We start from the raw sequence: 15615 nt of genomic DNA on the forward strand, positions 1-15615 counted from the left end.
GTTCCAGAGAGCCTTTTTGGTCTCGTCAGCGATAACGGCCGGCTGATCCTGGTCGAGGGGCAGGGGCGGGCCGCGCGGGTGCAGCTTTATCAAAAGAGCGCCCAAACCATGTCGGCGAGGCCGGTTTTCGATGCTGCCGCGCCTGTTTTGGAAGAATTCCGCCGCGTTCCGAGTTTCGAATTTTGATTCGGCAGTGTCGCATTTATGCGGCACTGCGCCATGGAAACGATTGTTCGCGCCTTGGTGAGATTGGCGCGGGCCGCGGCTCCGGGTATGAATCACTACAACTATGCCGAGGCTGGGGCGATGCCTGGGCGAGACTTGAGTCCGCACAAGAGGCGTCCACGTGAACGAAAAAGAAATTAGGCGGAAGTCGGCCGGATACGGTCTCGCTGCGGTTCTGGCCACCGTTTTGGCCGCCAGCCAGATCACGACGGCTTCTGCGCAGACGATGGATGCATCGCTGGCGCGGGCCTATAATGGCAACCCGACGCTGAATTCGCAGCGCGCCTTGGTGCGCGCCACCAACGAGAACGTGCCCCAGGCACTGTCCGGCTACCGGCCGCGCATCACCGCCTCGGCGGATATCGGCGCGAGCCTGCTTGACGCCAATCAGCCCGGACAGGGCAACAGCACGTCCCGCCTGGCGCCGCGTGGCGCAGGCGTCCAGATCGACCAGAACATCTTCGACGGTGGCAAGACCCGCAGCTCTGTCAGCCAGGCGGAATCGCAGGTGCTGGGTGCGCGGGCGACGTTGCGCAATACCGAGCAGAACGTGCTGCTCGATGCCGCCACGTCCTACATGAACGTGCTGCGCGACACGGCGATTCTCAGTTTGAACCGCAACAACGTCGAGGTTCTCGAGGAGCAGCTGCGCCAGACGCGCGACCGATTTCAAGTCGGTGAAGTAACCCGGACCGACGTGGCGCAGGCAGAAGCCCGGCTGTCGCAGGCGCAATCCGCGGAGATTCTGGCGGAATCGAACCTCAAGACCAGCATCGCGCGCTTCCGCCAGAATGTCGGTGTCGAGCCAAAGCAGCTCGCGCCTGGACGTCCCATCGAGAACCTGCTGCCGAAGTCGCTGCCGGCCGCGCTTGACATCGCGTTGGTCGGGCATCCTGCGGTCATCGCGGCTCTGCACGGCGTCGATGCGGCGGAGTTGCAGGTGAAGGTCACGGAAGCGGACCTCTATCCGACCGTGGGTGTGCGCGGCTTGGTCGCGCAGCGCTATGACAGCCAGCTTTTTGGTGACAATCGCTTCTCGGCGAGCGCTGTGGCGACGCTGACAATCCCGATCTATGAGGGCGGCCAGGTCTACTCACGGACCCGGCAGGCCAAGGAGACGGCCGGCCAGCGCCGGATCGACGTCGACACGTCGCGCGACACCGTGCGTGCTGCGGTCGTCTCCGCCTGGGGCGCCCTTGATGCCGCCAAGGCGCAGATCATTGCGGCTCAGGCACAGGTTCAGGCGGCTGAGACCGCGCTTGCAGGCGTCCGCGAGGAGGCCAAGGTCGGTCAGCGTACCACGCTCGACGTGCTCAACGCGCAGCAGGAACTGGTGATTGCCCGGTCGACGCTGGTGACGGCGCAGCGAGATCGGGTCGTCGCATCCTATGCCGTGCTCTCGGCCGTTGGCCGGCTTTCGGCTGAGACGCTGAAGCTCAAGACCGCGGTCTACGACTCCCGCAAGCATTACGATCAGGTCAAGGGTCTGCTCTGGGGCACCCAGGTTCCTGACGGTCGCTGAGACAGCCTTGAGTGTTAATGACGGGGGCTGAAGCCCCCGTTTCTGTTGTGGTCCGCCCGCTCTGTTTTGCAGCGGGCTTGCGCGCTGATCGATGGGAGACATTCCGGCAACAGACCGGATTTCTCCTGTGGGTGGGCCGGAACCTGCCTTGCTTGGCGCTCTTTGCGTGGAATACTCAATGTTGGGGCTGCGTTTGATTCGATCCGCGCGCCCGGTGTCGAGTGGTCGGACCCAGCATGAGCGCGCAACCCAAGCCCAACGAACCGTCGATGGAGGAGATTCTCGCCTCCATCCGCCGGATCATCGCGGATGACGAGGTCAAGCCCGCCGAGGCTAGCGCACCTGCGCCGACGCCAGAGCCGTCACCCGCGGCGCCCCAGTTGCAGCTCGTCGAGGAGATCGATGACGACGTGCTCGATCTCGGAGCCGAGGCGAGCCTGGTCGTATCACCGGCGATGGCTGAGCCCGAGCCTCCGGCCGTGGCCATTCAGCCCAGCCTGGATGTCGATTTCCTCGAAGCGGCCGAGCCCGAGTTCAAGCCGCAAYCGGAGCCGCCGGCGCAGATGTTCGTGCCGCCAGCCTTCGTCCCGGCACAGTCCGCGCCGCCATCGCTCGATATGGCTGCTCTGATTTCGGAACAGGCCGGCTCCGCCGTGAACAATGCCTTCGGTGCGCTCGCCCACACAGTCCTGACCAACAACGCGCGTACGCTCGAGGATCTGGTCAAGGACATGCTGAAGCCGATGCTCAAGACCTGGCTCGACGACAATCTGCCGACCATGGTGGAACGTCTGGTGCGCGCCGAAATCGAACGCGTCGCCCGCGGTAACCGGCACTGAGGCATTTCCCGCTCACCAGGACGAGATTGGTCGGCTAAGGTATCGGCCTGAAAGGTGGATTGCAGTCTCGATGCAAACACAGAAGGTCGGTTCATCCGCCCGGATACGAAATCCAGTCCGATGATCTAACGCCCGCGTAGCCGTCCGTGGACCCGTTGTGGCACTCTGATGTCGTCAAAGGCGCCGGCATCGTGCAACTGCTTGATGGCGAACCCGGCGAGGGTCAACGCGGCGGTTGGCCCGCCAAGTCGTGAGACCAGCATCGCCAGGCCGACCGCGACAGGGCGTGAAAAACGTCCCGAAGCCGCTTCGACGGCGAGCCATGCTCCGAGACTGTGAACGAGGAGCTTCATCCGGTCATCCTGCTGTGCTTGAGGGGCGGGGACAATCTGATCGATGAAGGCCTAACCGCTGAGACAGGTCGTGGTTCCGTATCTCCGTCGTTTGACGATTGCGCCGGGGCGTGCCTGATTCGGATCCGAAGGAGTGCGAAGCCGTCCTCGGGGGCAGACAGTTTCGCGAGCCCGACGCCACCTTCAGCGAGTCTCAACGCGAGGACTGACCATGAAGAAGCCGACGTCACGCATCGATCTGAAGTCCAACACCAAAACCTCAATGATCAGCCTGCTCAATGCCCGCCTGGCGGACGGCATCGATCTTGCGCTTGTCACCAAGCAGGCCCACTGGAATCTGAAGGGCCCGGGCTTCATCGCTATCCACGAGATGCTCGATGGCTTCCGCGCCGAGCTCGATACCCATGTCGATACAGTCGCAGAGCGCGTGGCACAGCTTGGCGGGATTGCGCTGGGCACAACGCAGACTGTCGCGTCGGGCACGACGCTGAAGCCCTATCCGACAGAGATCGTTGCGGTGAAGGATCACCTCGCCGAACTGATCGAGCGCTACGCCGAGACCGCCAAGACCGTCCGCACCGCGATCGACACCGCGGCTGAGGCTGGCGATGCGGACACGGCCGATATCCTGACCGGCTATTCTCGGGCGCTCGACAAGGCGCTCTGGTTCCTGGAGTCGAGCGCGGCCTGACATCCGCATTGTCGAAAGCGTTGACGGGACGCCCACGCATGGGCTCTTAAGACCAACGACCTTTTGGCCTGACCTTCGGCCGGGGCTTTCCCCGGCCATTTTGCGTTCGAGCGAAGCAATGATGGACAAGACATTCGAGCCCGCCACCGTCGAGGCGCGCATCAGCAAGGCCTGGGAAGAGGCCGAGGCCTTCCGGGCAGGGCGTGGCGCCGAGCCGGGCGCTGAGCCCTATTGCATCGTCATTCCGCCGCCGAACGTGACTGGCTCCCTGCATATGGGCCATGCGCTCAACAACACGCTGCAGGATGTGCTCTGCCGCTTCGAGCGCATGCGCGGCAAGGACGTGCTCTGGCAGCCGGGCACCGACCATGCCGGCATCGCGACCCAGATGGTGGTCGAGCGCAAGCTTGCCGCCGAGAACAAGACCAACCGCAGGACCATGGGCCGCGAGGCCTTCCTCGAGGAGGTCTGGCGCTGGAAGGCGGAGTCCGGCGGCACCATCGTCAACCAGCTGAAGCGGCTCGGCGCCTCCTGCGACTGGTCGCGCGAGCGCTTCACCATGGACGAGGGGCTGAGCGCGGCCGTGCTCAAGGTCTTCGTCTCCCTGCACAAGCAGGGGCTGATCTACCGCGCCAAGCGGCTGGTGAACTGGGATCCGAAATTCCAGACCGCCATTTCCGATCTTGAGGTCCTGCAGGTCGAGAAGACCGGCTCGTATAAATGGCAGCGCGGCGGCGAGGAGGAATTCGACTCCGCCAAGCTCGACAAGGCGCTGAACCGCGATCCGAGCGGGCATCTCTATTATTTCAACTACCCCCTCGAAGGCGTGGTCTACGACCTCGACGACGCTTCGACCTTCATCACGGTTGCGACGACCCGGCCGGAAACGATGCTGGGCGATACCGGCGTCGCGGTGCACCCCGAGAACGAGCGGCTGAAGGGCCTGATCGGCCGGAACGCGATCCTGCCGCTGGTTGCGCGCGTCATCCCGATTTTTGGCGACGACTATGCCGACCCGGAGAAGGGCACAGGCGCGGTCAAGATCACGCCGGCGCATGACTTCAACGATTTCGAGGTCGGCAAGCGCCACAAGCTTGCGGTCATCAACATCCTCGACGGCGAAGCGCGCATGCTTCTCGAAGCGAACGAGGACTTCCTGGCCGGCGCCAAGCCCGAGCAGGCGGTGCAGGCTCTGCACGGCCTCGACCGCTTCGCTGCCCGCCGTCTCGTCGTTGCACTGATGGCAGAGCGCGGCTTGCTGGTGAAGATCGAACCGCATGCGCATACCGTGCCGCATGGCGATCGCTCCGATGTCGTGATCGAACCCTGGCTGACCGATCAGTGGTATGTCGACGTCAAGCCGCTGGCGGAACGCGCGCTCAAGGCCGTGAAGGATGGGCGCACCAAGATCACGCCCGATAGCTGGACCAAGACCTATAACGACTGGCTCGAGAACATCGAGCCCTGGTGCGTCTCGCGTCAGTTGTGGTGGGGGCACCAGATTCCGGCCTGGTACGGACCGGATGGCGAGTGCTTCGTCGCCGAATCCGAGACCGCTGCACAGGCTCTGGCGGTCGGCCATTACGGCGGCCCGGTTGCGCTGACGCGCGACGAGGACGTGCTCGACACCTGGTTCTCGTCGGCGCTCTGGCCGTTCTCGACGCTGGGCTGGCCGGAGGATACGCCGGAGCTCAAGCGCTATTACCCAACGGCGACGCTCGTCACCGCCTTCGACATCATCTTCTTCTGGGTCGCCCGGATGATGATGATGGGCCTCAACTTCATGGACGAGGTGCCATTCAAGGACGTCTATATCCACGCCATCGTTCGCGACGAGAAGGGCGCGAAGATGTCGAAGTCGAAGGGCAACGTCATCGATCCGCTGACGCTCGTCGACAAGTATGGTGCCGACGCCCTGCGCTTCACGCTCGCTGCCATGGCGGCGCAGGGGCGCGACATCAAGCTCGCGACCTCGCGTGTCGAGGGTTATCGCAACTTCGCAACGAAGATCTGGAACGCCTCGCGCTTCGCCGAGATGAATGGCTGCCAGCGCGTCGAGGGTTTTGATCCCGCTCTGGTCACGCAGCAACTCAATCGCTGGATCCTCAGCGAGGCGGYCCGGGCCGCCGACGAGATCGCGGCCGGCATTGCCAGTTTCAAGTTCAACGAAGCGGCAGGCGCCGCCTATCGCTTCGTCTGGAACGAGTTCTGCGACTGGTATCTCGAGCTGGCGAAGCCCGTTCTGCAGGGCGACGGTGCAGCCGCAGCGGAGCGGGCTGAGACACAGGCGACCGTTGCCCATGTCATCGACCTGATCTGCCAGCTTCTCCACCCCTTCATGCCGTTCCTCACCGAGGAGCTCTGGGCCGTGAAGGCGGGAGAGGGGGCTCAGCGCAAGCTTGCCAAGGGTGATGCCGCGCTGGTCTGCCTGACGCGCTGGCCCGAGCTTGCCGGCCTCACGAACGAGGCGGCCGAGGCTGAGATCGGCTTCGTCGTCGATCTGATCTCCGATATCCGCTCGGTCCGCTCCGAGACCAATGTGCCGGCCGGCGCGCAAGCGCCTCTGGTACTGGTCAAGGCGAGTGCTGCGACCAAGGCGACGATCGAAGCCTGGGCTCCGATGATCGAACGGCTGGCGCGCGTCTCCGCGATCGGCTTCGCCGAGATCGCCCCGCCGCAATCCGCCCAGATCATCGTGCGTGGCGAAGTCGCGGCTCTGCCGCTCGCCGGCATCATCGACCTCGACGCGGAGCGGGCGCGCCTGACGAAGGAGCTCGCCAAGCTCGACCAGGACATTCTCGCGGTGGAGCGCAAGCTCGGCAATCCGGATTTCGTCGCTCGTGCGCCGGAAGAGGTCGTCGAGGAAAACCGCGAGCGCAAGGCGCAGGCCGAGGCACGGAAGGTCAAGATCGGCGAAGCGCTGGTGCGGATGCAATAGCCCGGTAGCGCGTCACTCCCGCGTTATGCAAAGACTGGTAGGGTTCCAAACGCGCTTGCTGGAGCCCTGCCATGTTTCGCCGCAATGCCTTCGATCGGTTCCTTGTCGATGACTTCCTGACGGAAGCGGGTACGCCCTCGCGCCGGCGTTTTCTGCAGGGGCTTGCGGCCTCGGGCCTGTTGCTCACCGGCGGCGCTGTGCTCGACCAGCGGGTCTGGGCCAATCCGGTCTTCGCTGCCTATCCTTTCGGGCTCGGCATCGCCTCGGGCGATCCGTCTGCCGATGGCTTCGTGATCTGGACCAAGCTCGCGCCCCTGCCGCTTGCGCGCAATGGCGGCATGCCCATGAAGGCTGTCGAGGTCACCTACGAGATCGGTGCCGAGGCGAATATGCGCCAGATCGTGCAACGCGGCTCGGCCCTGGCCCGGCCCGAGCTCGGCCACGCCGTCCATGTCGAGGTCTCCGGGCTGGAACCGAACCGCGACTATTTCTACCGCTTCACGTGCGGCGGCGAGCGCACCATCACGGGCCGTGCCCGTACCTTCCCGTCGGCGAATGTGTCGGTTGAGCGGGTCCATTTCGGTGTGCTCGGCTRCCAGCGCTACGAGGACGGCCATTTCACCGCCTTTCGCCATGTTGCGGATGAGCACTTCGATTTCATCTACCATTACGGCGACTACATCTACGAGTACCGCATGGTGCGGCCGAACGAGCGGCCCTTGGCTGTCGCGCGCGTCATGCCCGGAGATCCCGACGAGATCTATTCGCTCGCCGACTACCGGCATCGTTATGCGATCTACAAATCCGATCCCGACCTGCAACTGGCCCATGCCTCGACATCGTGGCTGGTCTCGTTCGACGATCATGAGGTCGACAACAATTTTGCAGGCCTGGTCTCCGAGCAGAATGTTCCCCCGGAGATCTTCGCGCTGCGCCGCGCTGCCGGATTCCAGGCCTGGTATGAGCATATGCCGTTGCGCCGGGCGTCGATCCCGAGCGGTCCTTCGATCCAGGCCTATCGGCGCTTCCTCTATGGCGATCTGGCCCAGATCGATGTGCTCGACACCCGCCAGTTCCGCTCGGACCAGCCTTGCGGAGATGGCTCGCACGCAGCCTGCGCTGACGCGCTGAAGCCTGAAAACACGATGCTTGGCGAAAAGCAGGAGGCCTGGCTTGCCGAGGGCCTGCGCAGTTCGAGAGCGCGATGGAACGTGCTGGCTCAGCAGGTCATGGTGATGCGCCACGACCGCGATCCCGACCCCAGGAAGGTCGGCTACAGCATGGATAAATGGGACGGTGCAGTGGCGGCACGCCAGCGTCTGTTCGACACGCTGGAGAGCGCTGGCACGGCCAACGCAGTCGTGCTCACCGGAGACATCCACCAGAACTGGGCGGGCGAGCTCAAGGCCAATTTCGACGATCCCAAGTCCAGGACGCTTGGCGTCGAGTTCGTYGCCACCTCGATCACCTCGGGCGGCGACGGAGCCGACACGACAAAGGCGGGAGAGGTCGCCCTGCAAAAGAACCCGCATATCKGGTTCTTCAACAATCAGCGCGGCTACATGCGCCATACCCTTTCACAAGGCGGCTGGCAGGCCGATTACCGCGTGCTGGACCGGGTTACCACTGCCGGAGCCGCGATCTCGACCCGTGCCAGCTTCGTCGTCGAGGCCGGAAAACCGGGGATGTCGCCGAAATGAACCGCTGTCTGCGCTGCCCGTATCAGGACATGAATCGGTCGCCAAATTGACCTTGAACTAAGAGACCTCTGGCAAATTCCCGGGGACACGATTAGATGCGCGCGGGGTGCAAGTCTGCCATGCGCCGTTCGATCCACTGCACGAGACACTGAACCGACGCATGCTCAAGCGAGCTTATGATTGGTGCGTTTCCTACGCATCCCACCCCGCCGCGCCGTGGCTGCTCTTCGCCCTGACTTTTGTCGAGAGCTCGGTCAGCCCGTTGCCTCCGATTCCGCTGCTGCTGCCGATGTGCATCGCGCGGCCGGACCGGGCCTGGTTCTACGCCGGGATCTGCTCGCTCGGCGCCGTCACGGGGGGCTATCTCGGCTATGCGATCGGCGCCTTCCTGTATGAATCCGTCGGCGTCTGGCTGATCAGCATCTACGGGCTTCAGGACAAGGCCGCCCATCTGATCTCGAGTTCGCAGGATTTCTGGTTCTGGGTGCTCGTCACCAAGGGGCTGACGCCGATCCCGTTCAAGATCGTCACGATCATGTCGGGCTTCCTGCATTTCGACATCTGGAAGTTCACCATCGGCATGGTGATCTCACGCGTCACCTTCTTCGCCATGATCGCGCTCGCGCTACGCTTCTACGGCGACAACATCCGCATCTTCATCCAGAGGCACCTGCCGCTCAGCGTGACGCTTCTGCTCGTGGTGGTCGTTGGCGGGTTCTTCGTCCTGCCCATGGTTCTCTGAGCTGCGGTTCCTCAAATTGTGACATCGTGGCAACACCGCTGAGGCATCGCATGCGCGCTGTCCTGAGCTGGATCAGATGCCGCGATGCCGCCACAAAGCGCCCCCAGCAAAGAGGGACGTTAAGTCACTGAGATTTAGATGATTTAAAGTCKGGTTTGTCCGGTTGGAAGATTATGTCCTTCCCGAGCCTGCAAAGAGACTGAACGTTGCGCCTGGCGCGGGCTGCGTGGCACATCTGCCGCGCACTGCAAGCGCAGGGTGGAGCGAGGACAGGTAGAATGGACGCGCGCGTTTTCGATAAGTCGAAGCTACCCAGCCGGCATGTCAGCGTCGGGCCGGCGCGCGCTCCGCATCGTTCCTACTACTATGCGATGGGGATGACCTCGAAGCAGATCGCGCAGCCCTTCGTCGGCGTTGCGTCCTGCTGGAACGAGGCGGCTCCCTGCAATATTTCGCTGATGCGCCAGGCCCAGGCCGTCAAGAAGGGCGTTGCTTCGGCCGCGGGCACGCCGCGCGAGTTCTGCACCATCACGGTGACCGACGGCATCGCCATGGGCCACCAGGGCATGAAGTCGTCGCTGGCCTCGCGCGAATGCATCGCCGACTCGGTCGAGCTCACCATGCGTGGCCATTGCTATGACGCGCTGGTCGGCCTTGCCGGTTGCGACAAGTCGCTTCCGGGCATGATGATGGCGATGGTTCGCCTCAACGTGCCGTCGATCTTCATCTATGGCGGCTCGATCCTGCCGGGCACCTTCAAGGGCAAGCCGGTCACCGTCCAGGACGTGTTCGAGGCCGTCGGCAAACACTCCGTCGGCGCCATGTCGGACGAGGACCTGAAGGAACTGGAGGAGGCAGCCTGCCCGTCCTCGGGCTCCTGCGGCGCCCAGTTCACCGCCAACACCATGGCGACGGTTGCCGAGGCTATCGGCCTTGCGCTGCCCTATTCCTGTGGCGCGCCTGCGCCCTACGATGTGCGCGACACCTTCTGCTACACCGCCGGCGAGATGGTGATGGAGCTGATCGCCAGGAACATCCGCCCGCGCGACATCGTCACCCGCAAGGCGTTGGAGAATGCGGCCATGGTCGTGGCGGCCTCGGGCGGCTCGACCAATGGTGCGCTGCACCTGCCGGCGATCGCACATGAATGCGGCATCGATTTCGATCTCTTCGCCGTCGCCGAGATCTTCAAGAAGACCCCCTACATCGCCGACCTGAAGCCAGGTGGGAAATATGTCGCCAAGGACATGTTCGAAGTCGGCGGCATTCCGCTGTTGATGAAGACCCTGCTCGACCATGGCTACCTGCATGGCGACTGCATGACCGTGACCGGCCGCACGATTGCCGAAAACCTCGCTTCGGTGAAGTGGAACGATGAGCAGGACGTAATCCGCCCCGCCAACAAGCCGTTGTCCGACAATGGCGGTGTCGTCGGTTTGCAGGGCAATCTCGCCCCTGAGGGCGCGATCGTGAAGATCGCGGGCATGCCGGCCGAGAGCCTGGTCTTCACCGGGCCGGCCCGCTGCTTCGACTGCGAGGAGGACGCCTTCAGGGCCGTCACCAATCGCGAGTACAAGGTCGGCGACGTGCTGGTCATCCGCTACGAGGGCCCCAAGGGCGGCCCCGGCATGCGCGAGATGCTGTCGACGACCGCGGCCCTCTACGGCCAGGGCATGGGCGACAAGGTCGCGCTGATCACGGACGGGCGATTCTCCGGCGCGACCCGCGGTTTCTGCGTCGGCCATGTCGGCCCCGAAGCCGCCGTTGGCGGGCCGATCGGCCTCATCCGCGATGGTGACATTATCGAGCTCGATGCCATCACAGGAAAGCTCGCGTGCCGCCTTTCTGATGCCGAACTTGAGGAGCGTCGTAAGGCCTGGAAACCGCGCAGGACMGACTACAATTCGGGCGCGCTGTGGAAATACGCGCAAACGGTCGGCTCCGCCAAGGGCGGGGCCGTGACCCACCCAGGAGGGGCGGCAGAAACCCATTGCTATGCGGATATCTGAGACCATCATAGCTGGAACATTCCTGATCCTGGGCTGCCAGTCGGCAGCCTGGTCGCAGGATGTCATGGGCCGGGCACCGATCCCGCCGCGCTCGATTCCGGGCGCTCCGCTGCCGGAGCCCGAGGGGCCGCCTCCCGCGGGCCTGCAGGCCCTCCCCAATGGCCGCGTGCTGGCGCCTGCGCCGAACGCTCCCGCCGCGCATGCCGCGCTGCCGTTGGCGCCCTTCGCCAGCGCGCGCGATGCGCTGAAGGCCTGGATGCGCGATTCGACGGCTGGTGATCAGGCCGGCGCCGTGCGCGCGCTCGAATATGCCGCGGCTCACGGCCACCTCACTGCCCAGTACAAGCTCGGCCGGATGTATGCCGGTGGCGAAGGCGTTCCCAGCAATGATCTGAAGGCCTTCGAGTACTTCTCGAAGATTGCGGACGAGAATGCCGATGCGATTCCCGGCACGGCCGACGGGCGTATCGTTGGCAGCGCCTTCGTAGCGCTCGGCAGCTATTTCACGGACGGCATCAAGGGCTCCTATGTGAAGCCCAATATCGACCGGGCCTTCGATATGTTCCACTATGCCGCATCCTATTTCGGCGATCCCGACGGGCAGTACAATCTTGCCCGGCTCTACATGAACGGGCAGGGCACCGGCCGCGACCAGCGGCAGGCAGCGCGCTGGATGAAGCTTGCAGCCGAGAAGGGGCATGTGCCGGCGCGTGCCGTTTTTGGCGACATGCTGGTTCGTGGCAGCGATGGCGTTCCGCGTCAGGTCTCACAAGGGCTGATGTGGCTGGCTCTGGCACGCGATGCTGCCGATCCGGCGCGTGAAGCCTGGATCTTCGAGCGCTATGACGCGGCCTTCGCTGCGGCTTCCGTGAGTGACCGCAACGCGGCGCTATCGCTGGTTGAGCGCCAGCAGGTTGCAGGCCGCTCCAGCGAACGCTGAAAGCCGTACACCGACGTCTCTGGCCGCCCCACGCGGCGGCGTAACGCATGGCGGGCAAGTACGCCCTGCCGTGCCCACCGCATCGCTCTCTCCTTCAGCCCTGCATACATCCTCGCCTTGTCGTTGCGTGGGAAAACCGTTGCTCGCGCCCCGGCTCCGGATGTCGCCAGTCGGAGCTGCCGCGAACCGCGCCGGTTTTCTGGCGCGCGCCGTCTGCTCTTCGGCGGCCGCACAATTCCGGAAGCGGGCCGCGCCGGGCGAAACGGGCGCACACCGAGATGTGATGGCGCCGGCTTGTCCGAGGCCTGAACACGGATCAATGTTCATCGTATGTTCATGCGGTAAGGCGGAGATTCACCGCAAGGCGAGGCTCACTTGATGGGAGATTCGTCATGACCTCAATGCTCAGCATCACCAAGACGACTGCCGCTGCTTTCGCCGCGGTCATGGCAGTCGGTGTCATCGCATGGTCGGCGCCAGCCGAGGCGCGGTTCGGCGGCGGCGGCGGCTTCCAGGGTGGCGGAGGCTTCCATGGCGGTGGCGGAGGCTTCCACATGGCCTTCCACGGCGGCGGCGGCCGAATGGCTGGCTTCGGAGGGGGCGGTTTCGCCCATCCCGGTTTTGCCCGCCCAGTCTTTGCCGGTCGGTCGGTTTTCTTCCACCAACAGCGGTTCAACCATAACCGGTTCTTCGTCGGCCCGGCCTTCGCATTCGGCGTCGGGGCGCCCTATTACTACAACACCTATTACAATGACGGCTGCTACTATGCGTGGCAGCAGCACTACGACCAGTGGGGTTACGCCGTCGCTCGCCGCGTATTGGTCTGCTACTGACAAGCCGTTCCATGCGACGCGGACGACGCTTGGTCCGGGCAATAGCCGCGCAAGGACGCGCTGATCACGCTGCCTTCAACTCCACGATGACCGGCACATGATCCGACGGCTTGTCCCAGCCGCGGACATGTTTGGCGATCGAGACAGCGGCAAGCCTGTCTGCAGCGTGCGGCGAAAGCAGCAGATGGTCGATCCGGATGCCGTTGTTCCGCTGCCAGGCGCCAGCCTGATAATCCCAGAAGGTGTAAAGCCCGCCGGAATCCGTGGTCGAGCGCAGCGCTTCGGTGAAACCGAGATTAACGAGCCCGCGGAAGGCGGCCCGGGTCTGCGGGAGGAACAGCGCGTCATCGACCCAGGCCGCGGGGTCGCGTGCATCGCGTGGCTCGGGGATGACGTTGTAATCGCCGGCCAGGACCAGCGGCTCTTCCTGGGCAAGCAGCATTTGCGCATGGGTGGTCAGGCGGCGCATCCAGCCAAGCTTATAGGGATATTTCTCGGTATTGGGCGGATTGCCGTTCGGCAGGTAGATCGAGGCGATACGGACTACGCCACCGGCATAGGCCAGCACGCCCTCGAGATAGCGAGCCTGCTCGTCGGCATCGTCTCCCGGCAAGCCGCGGCGGACATCCTCGAGCCTGGCGCGGCTGAGAATCGCGACGCCGTTGAAGGTCTTCTGGCCATGGGTCTCGACCTGCCAGCCGGCCTCCTCGATTTCGCGCCGCGGGAAATCCCCGTCGACGCATTTCAGCTCCTGCAGGCATAGGGCGTCGGGCTCGGATTCCCTGAGGAAATCGAGCAGATGGCCAAGCCGCTGGCGGACCGAATTGACGTTCCAGGTGGCAATGCGCAACGGGCTGGCTCCGAGTCAGGTCGAGGGCTGAATAAGCGTCAGAGATCGGCCGCTGACAACCCTGCAGTGGTGCCGGTCATGCCAAATGGCGTCAGTATCCGTGCCCAAACAGCACATCTCCCCATCAAAAACCTCCCCATGTCGCCATGGAGAGGCTCGATGTCGTGGCGCTGAATGCGCGTCAGCGCTCAGGGACAGGCGCGCACCACGCCGCCCGCGCCGATATAGGTTCCGGTCTCGGGGTCGTAGCTGCGGAACCGGCGCGCGCAATAGGCGACTGCATCGGCATCCGGGGAGGCATAAACCGGGCCACCATAGACGGGGCCGCCGTAGACAGGGGCCGGAGCGGCGTAGACCGGACCAGGCGCAAGCAATGCGCCAGCTGCCAGTGCGCCGATGGCGCCCGCTGCAATGCCGGCACCGACGGCCGCACCGCGTCCGCCGCGATAATAGCCGCCGCGGTAGCCGTAGCCGGGGCCGTAATATCTCCGGTACTGCACGCTCTGAATCAGATCCTTGCCCGATTCGGCGACAGCCGCTGCTGAGCCAGTCGTCGCGCTCAACGGCGCGGCGCTCGCCGGGGCGGTCAGAACGACGCCTCCTAGCAGCGCGGTGGCGATGGCGAGGGTCTTGATCATGACGAAACTTTCTCCTTTCCTCTCGAACGTGAGAGGAACGCCAGTGTTCCTCCAATCCATGGCAATTTTATAGTGCAAGGCGACGGCGTGAAAGCCCCGACCGTCAAGATCCGTGAAATTTCATCCTTACGGCGCTTCGTCATCGCATTTCAGCATTTCGATGCAAAGTTCGGCTCAGGATTGGCGCTTGTCTCGCAGGCGCTTCCGCACCATCTAGCGACGGCATGATGTTGCTTCGCAACACGATCCCTTCCCGCATCCGGAACCACTCTATGCTGCACCAGAACCCGACGCTGCCCCCTGCCGAGGCGATGAAGCCGTTGCCGATGATCATTTTCGGCTCGCGCTGGCTGCAGGTGCCGCTCTATCTCGGCCTCATCGTCGCGCAATGCGTCTATGTCTTCCTGTTCCTGAAGGAACTGGTCCACCTCGTTACACATGCGACGCAGTTCGGCGAGCAGCAGATCATGCTGGTCGTCCTCGGGCTGATCGATGTGGTGATGATCTCCAACCTGCTGATCATGGTCATCGTGGGCGGCTACGAGACATTCGTTTCGCGCCTGAAGCTCCATGGTCACCCCGATCAGCCGGAATGGCTGAGCCATGTCAATGCGAGCGTCCTGAAGATCAAGCTCGCTATGGCGATCATCGGCATCTCGTCTATCCACCTGCTCAGGACCTTCATCGAGGCCGGCAATATCGGCAATACGGGGCGGGTGACGAATTACACCGAGACCGGGGTCATCCTGCAGACGGTGATCCACGTCGTCTTCATCTTCTCGGCCATGGGGATCGCCTGGGTCGACAAGATCACTCTGCCGGCCGGCAAGGGCCACTGAGCCGCGGGTCAGGCCCTGAGACCGCGCGGCATCCCCTTGGTGCTGCGCGGCTGCGCCTGGCCTGGCGCAGTCTCGACGCCGATCGTCGGCAATGCCAGCGTGCGTTGGCCGCGAAAATCGACATGGCAGACGAGGAGCCCACGCTCCTCGATATAACCCAGAACGCGGCGGGCGCGGCCCGGCGAATGGCTGCCATAGACCTCGGCGAGTTCGGCGTCGGTCGGGGCGGGAGCGCCCTCGATCGCGGTGCGGGCAATGTAGAGAAACAGGCTCTGGAGGTCGTCCGGCAGGGTGGCTGCGGCGTCGAGCGAGACCTGCCAGGCATGGGACGCCGTGATGTCCTCACTCGCGCCTGCGCGGGCTACGGCAAGCCGCCGGCGGAAGTCATCGAGGCTGAGCGAGGATTGACCGACGCGGCGCATGCGGCAGCGCACCGTAAAGTCCTGATAGACCACGGCGACCTGGCGGCTCCGCGTTTCCGGGTCCTCCATCAGAT

At 64.1% G+C, this 15615-nt stretch carries 13 protein-coding genes and 2 pseudogenes; 11 read left to right on the forward strand and 4 right to left on the reverse strand.

What is annotated here, in order from left to right:
* The 3 genes and pseudogenes from AC1D34_RS20760 to AC1D34_RS20770 form a co-directional block, all read left to right on the forward strand.
* Nucleotides 1–186, forward strand: a pseudogene (locus tag AC1D34_RS20760) (protein-L-isoaspartate O-methyltransferase family protein); the annotation flags it as partial.
* A gap of 160 nt (nucleotides 187–346) precedes the next feature.
* On the forward strand, nucleotides 347–1747 hold the full coding sequence (locus tag AC1D34_RS20765; RefSeq protein WP_441489888.1) for a TolC family outer membrane protein: 1401 nt from the start codon (nucleotides 347–349) through the stop codon (nucleotides 1745–1747).
* A 236-nt stretch (nucleotides 1748–1983) separates the two neighbouring features.
* The gene (locus tag AC1D34_RS20770) at nucleotides 1984–2586 is read left to right on the forward strand and encodes a PopZ family protein (RefSeq protein WP_476825203.1); all 603 of its coding nucleotides are present in this window, start codon (nucleotides 1984–1986) and stop codon (nucleotides 2584–2586) included.
* A 125-nt stretch (nucleotides 2587–2711) separates the two neighbouring features.
* Here the strand turns inward: AC1D34_RS20770 and AC1D34_RS20775 are convergent, their stop codons facing one another.
* On the reverse strand, nucleotides 2712–2939 hold the full coding sequence (locus AC1D34_RS20775) for a hypothetical protein (protein WP_441489890.1): 228 nt from the start codon (nucleotides 2937–2939) through the stop codon (nucleotides 2712–2714).
* Between the two features lie 211 nt (nucleotides 2940–3150).
* On the opposite strand from AC1D34_RS20775, the gene dps reads away from it, so the two are divergent.
* The 7 genes from dps (at nucleotide 3151) to AC1D34_RS20810 (ending at nucleotide 12792) form a co-directional block, all read left to right on the forward strand.
* The gene (dps, locus tag AC1D34_RS20780; protein ID WP_441489891.1) at nucleotides 3151–3630 is read left to right on the forward strand and encodes a DNA starvation/stationary phase protection protein Dps; all 480 of its coding nucleotides are present in this window, start codon (nucleotides 3151–3153) and stop codon (nucleotides 3628–3630) included.
* 118 nt (nucleotides 3631–3748) lie between these two features.
* Nucleotides 3749–6568 carry a valine--tRNA ligase gene (locus AC1D34_RS20785; RefSeq protein WP_476825204.1) on the forward strand — a complete coding sequence of 940 codons (2820 nt, stop codon included), beginning with the start codon at nucleotides 3749–3751 and terminating at the stop codon, nucleotides 6566–6568.
* 71 nt (nucleotides 6569–6639) lie between these two features.
* A complete protein-coding gene (locus AC1D34_RS20790; protein WP_476825205.1) occupies nucleotides 6640–8268 on the forward strand; it encodes an alkaline phosphatase D family protein in 1629 nt (542 codons plus the stop codon).
* A 160-nt stretch (nucleotides 8269–8428) separates the two neighbouring features.
* Nucleotides 8429–9010: a YqaA family protein gene (locus AC1D34_RS20795; protein WP_476825206.1), complete on the forward strand. Its 582-nt coding sequence runs from the start codon at nucleotides 8429–8431 to the stop codon at nucleotides 9008–9010.
* A 278-nt stretch (nucleotides 9011–9288) separates the two neighbouring features.
* Nucleotides 9289–11019, forward strand: a complete 1731-nt coding sequence (gene ilvD / locus AC1D34_RS20800; protein WP_441505825.1) for a dihydroxy-acid dehydratase — start codon at nucleotides 9289–9291, stop codon at nucleotides 11017–11019.
* A complete protein-coding gene (locus AC1D34_RS20805) occupies nucleotides 11006–11959 on the forward strand; it encodes a tetratricopeptide repeat protein (protein ID WP_441505824.1) in 954 nt (317 codons plus the stop codon). The genes ilvD and AC1D34_RS20805 overlap by 14 nt, the downstream gene beginning before the upstream one ends.
* A gap of 392 nt (nucleotides 11960–12351) precedes the next feature.
* A complete protein-coding gene (locus tag AC1D34_RS20810) occupies nucleotides 12352–12792 on the forward strand; it encodes a hypothetical protein (protein ID WP_441505823.1) in 441 nt (146 codons plus the stop codon).
* Nucleotides 12793–12856: 64 nt separating this feature from the next.
* Here the strand turns inward: AC1D34_RS20810 and xth are convergent, their stop codons facing one another.
* Together xth and AC1D34_RS20820 are read right to left on the reverse strand one after the other, a co-directional pair.
* On the reverse strand, nucleotides 12857–13642 hold the full coding sequence (gene xth, locus AC1D34_RS20815) for an exodeoxyribonuclease III (RefSeq protein ID WP_441505822.1): 786 nt from the start codon (nucleotides 13640–13642) through the stop codon (nucleotides 12857–12859).
* 188 nt (nucleotides 13643–13830) lie between these two features.
* On the reverse strand, nucleotides 13831–14280 hold the full coding sequence (locus AC1D34_RS20820) for a BA14K family protein (protein ID WP_441505821.1): 450 nt from the start codon (nucleotides 14278–14280) through the stop codon (nucleotides 13831–13833).
* A gap of 272 nt (nucleotides 14281–14552) precedes the next feature.
* Between AC1D34_RS20820 and AC1D34_RS20825 the strand changes: the two genes are divergently transcribed.
* Entirely contained in the window at nucleotides 14553–15119 is a 567-nt protein-coding gene (locus tag AC1D34_RS20825) for a TIGR00645 family protein (protein ID WP_441489899.1), read from the forward strand.
* An 8-nt stretch (nucleotides 15120–15127) separates the two neighbouring features.
* On the opposite strand, the pseudogene AC1D34_RS20830 reads toward AC1D34_RS20825, so the two are convergent.
* Nucleotides 15128–15615 (reverse strand): annotated as a pseudogene (locus tag AC1D34_RS20830) (ATP-binding protein); the annotation flags it as partial.

The sequence above is a fragment of the Allobosea sp. P1_A7 genome (genome assembly GCF_056406775.1).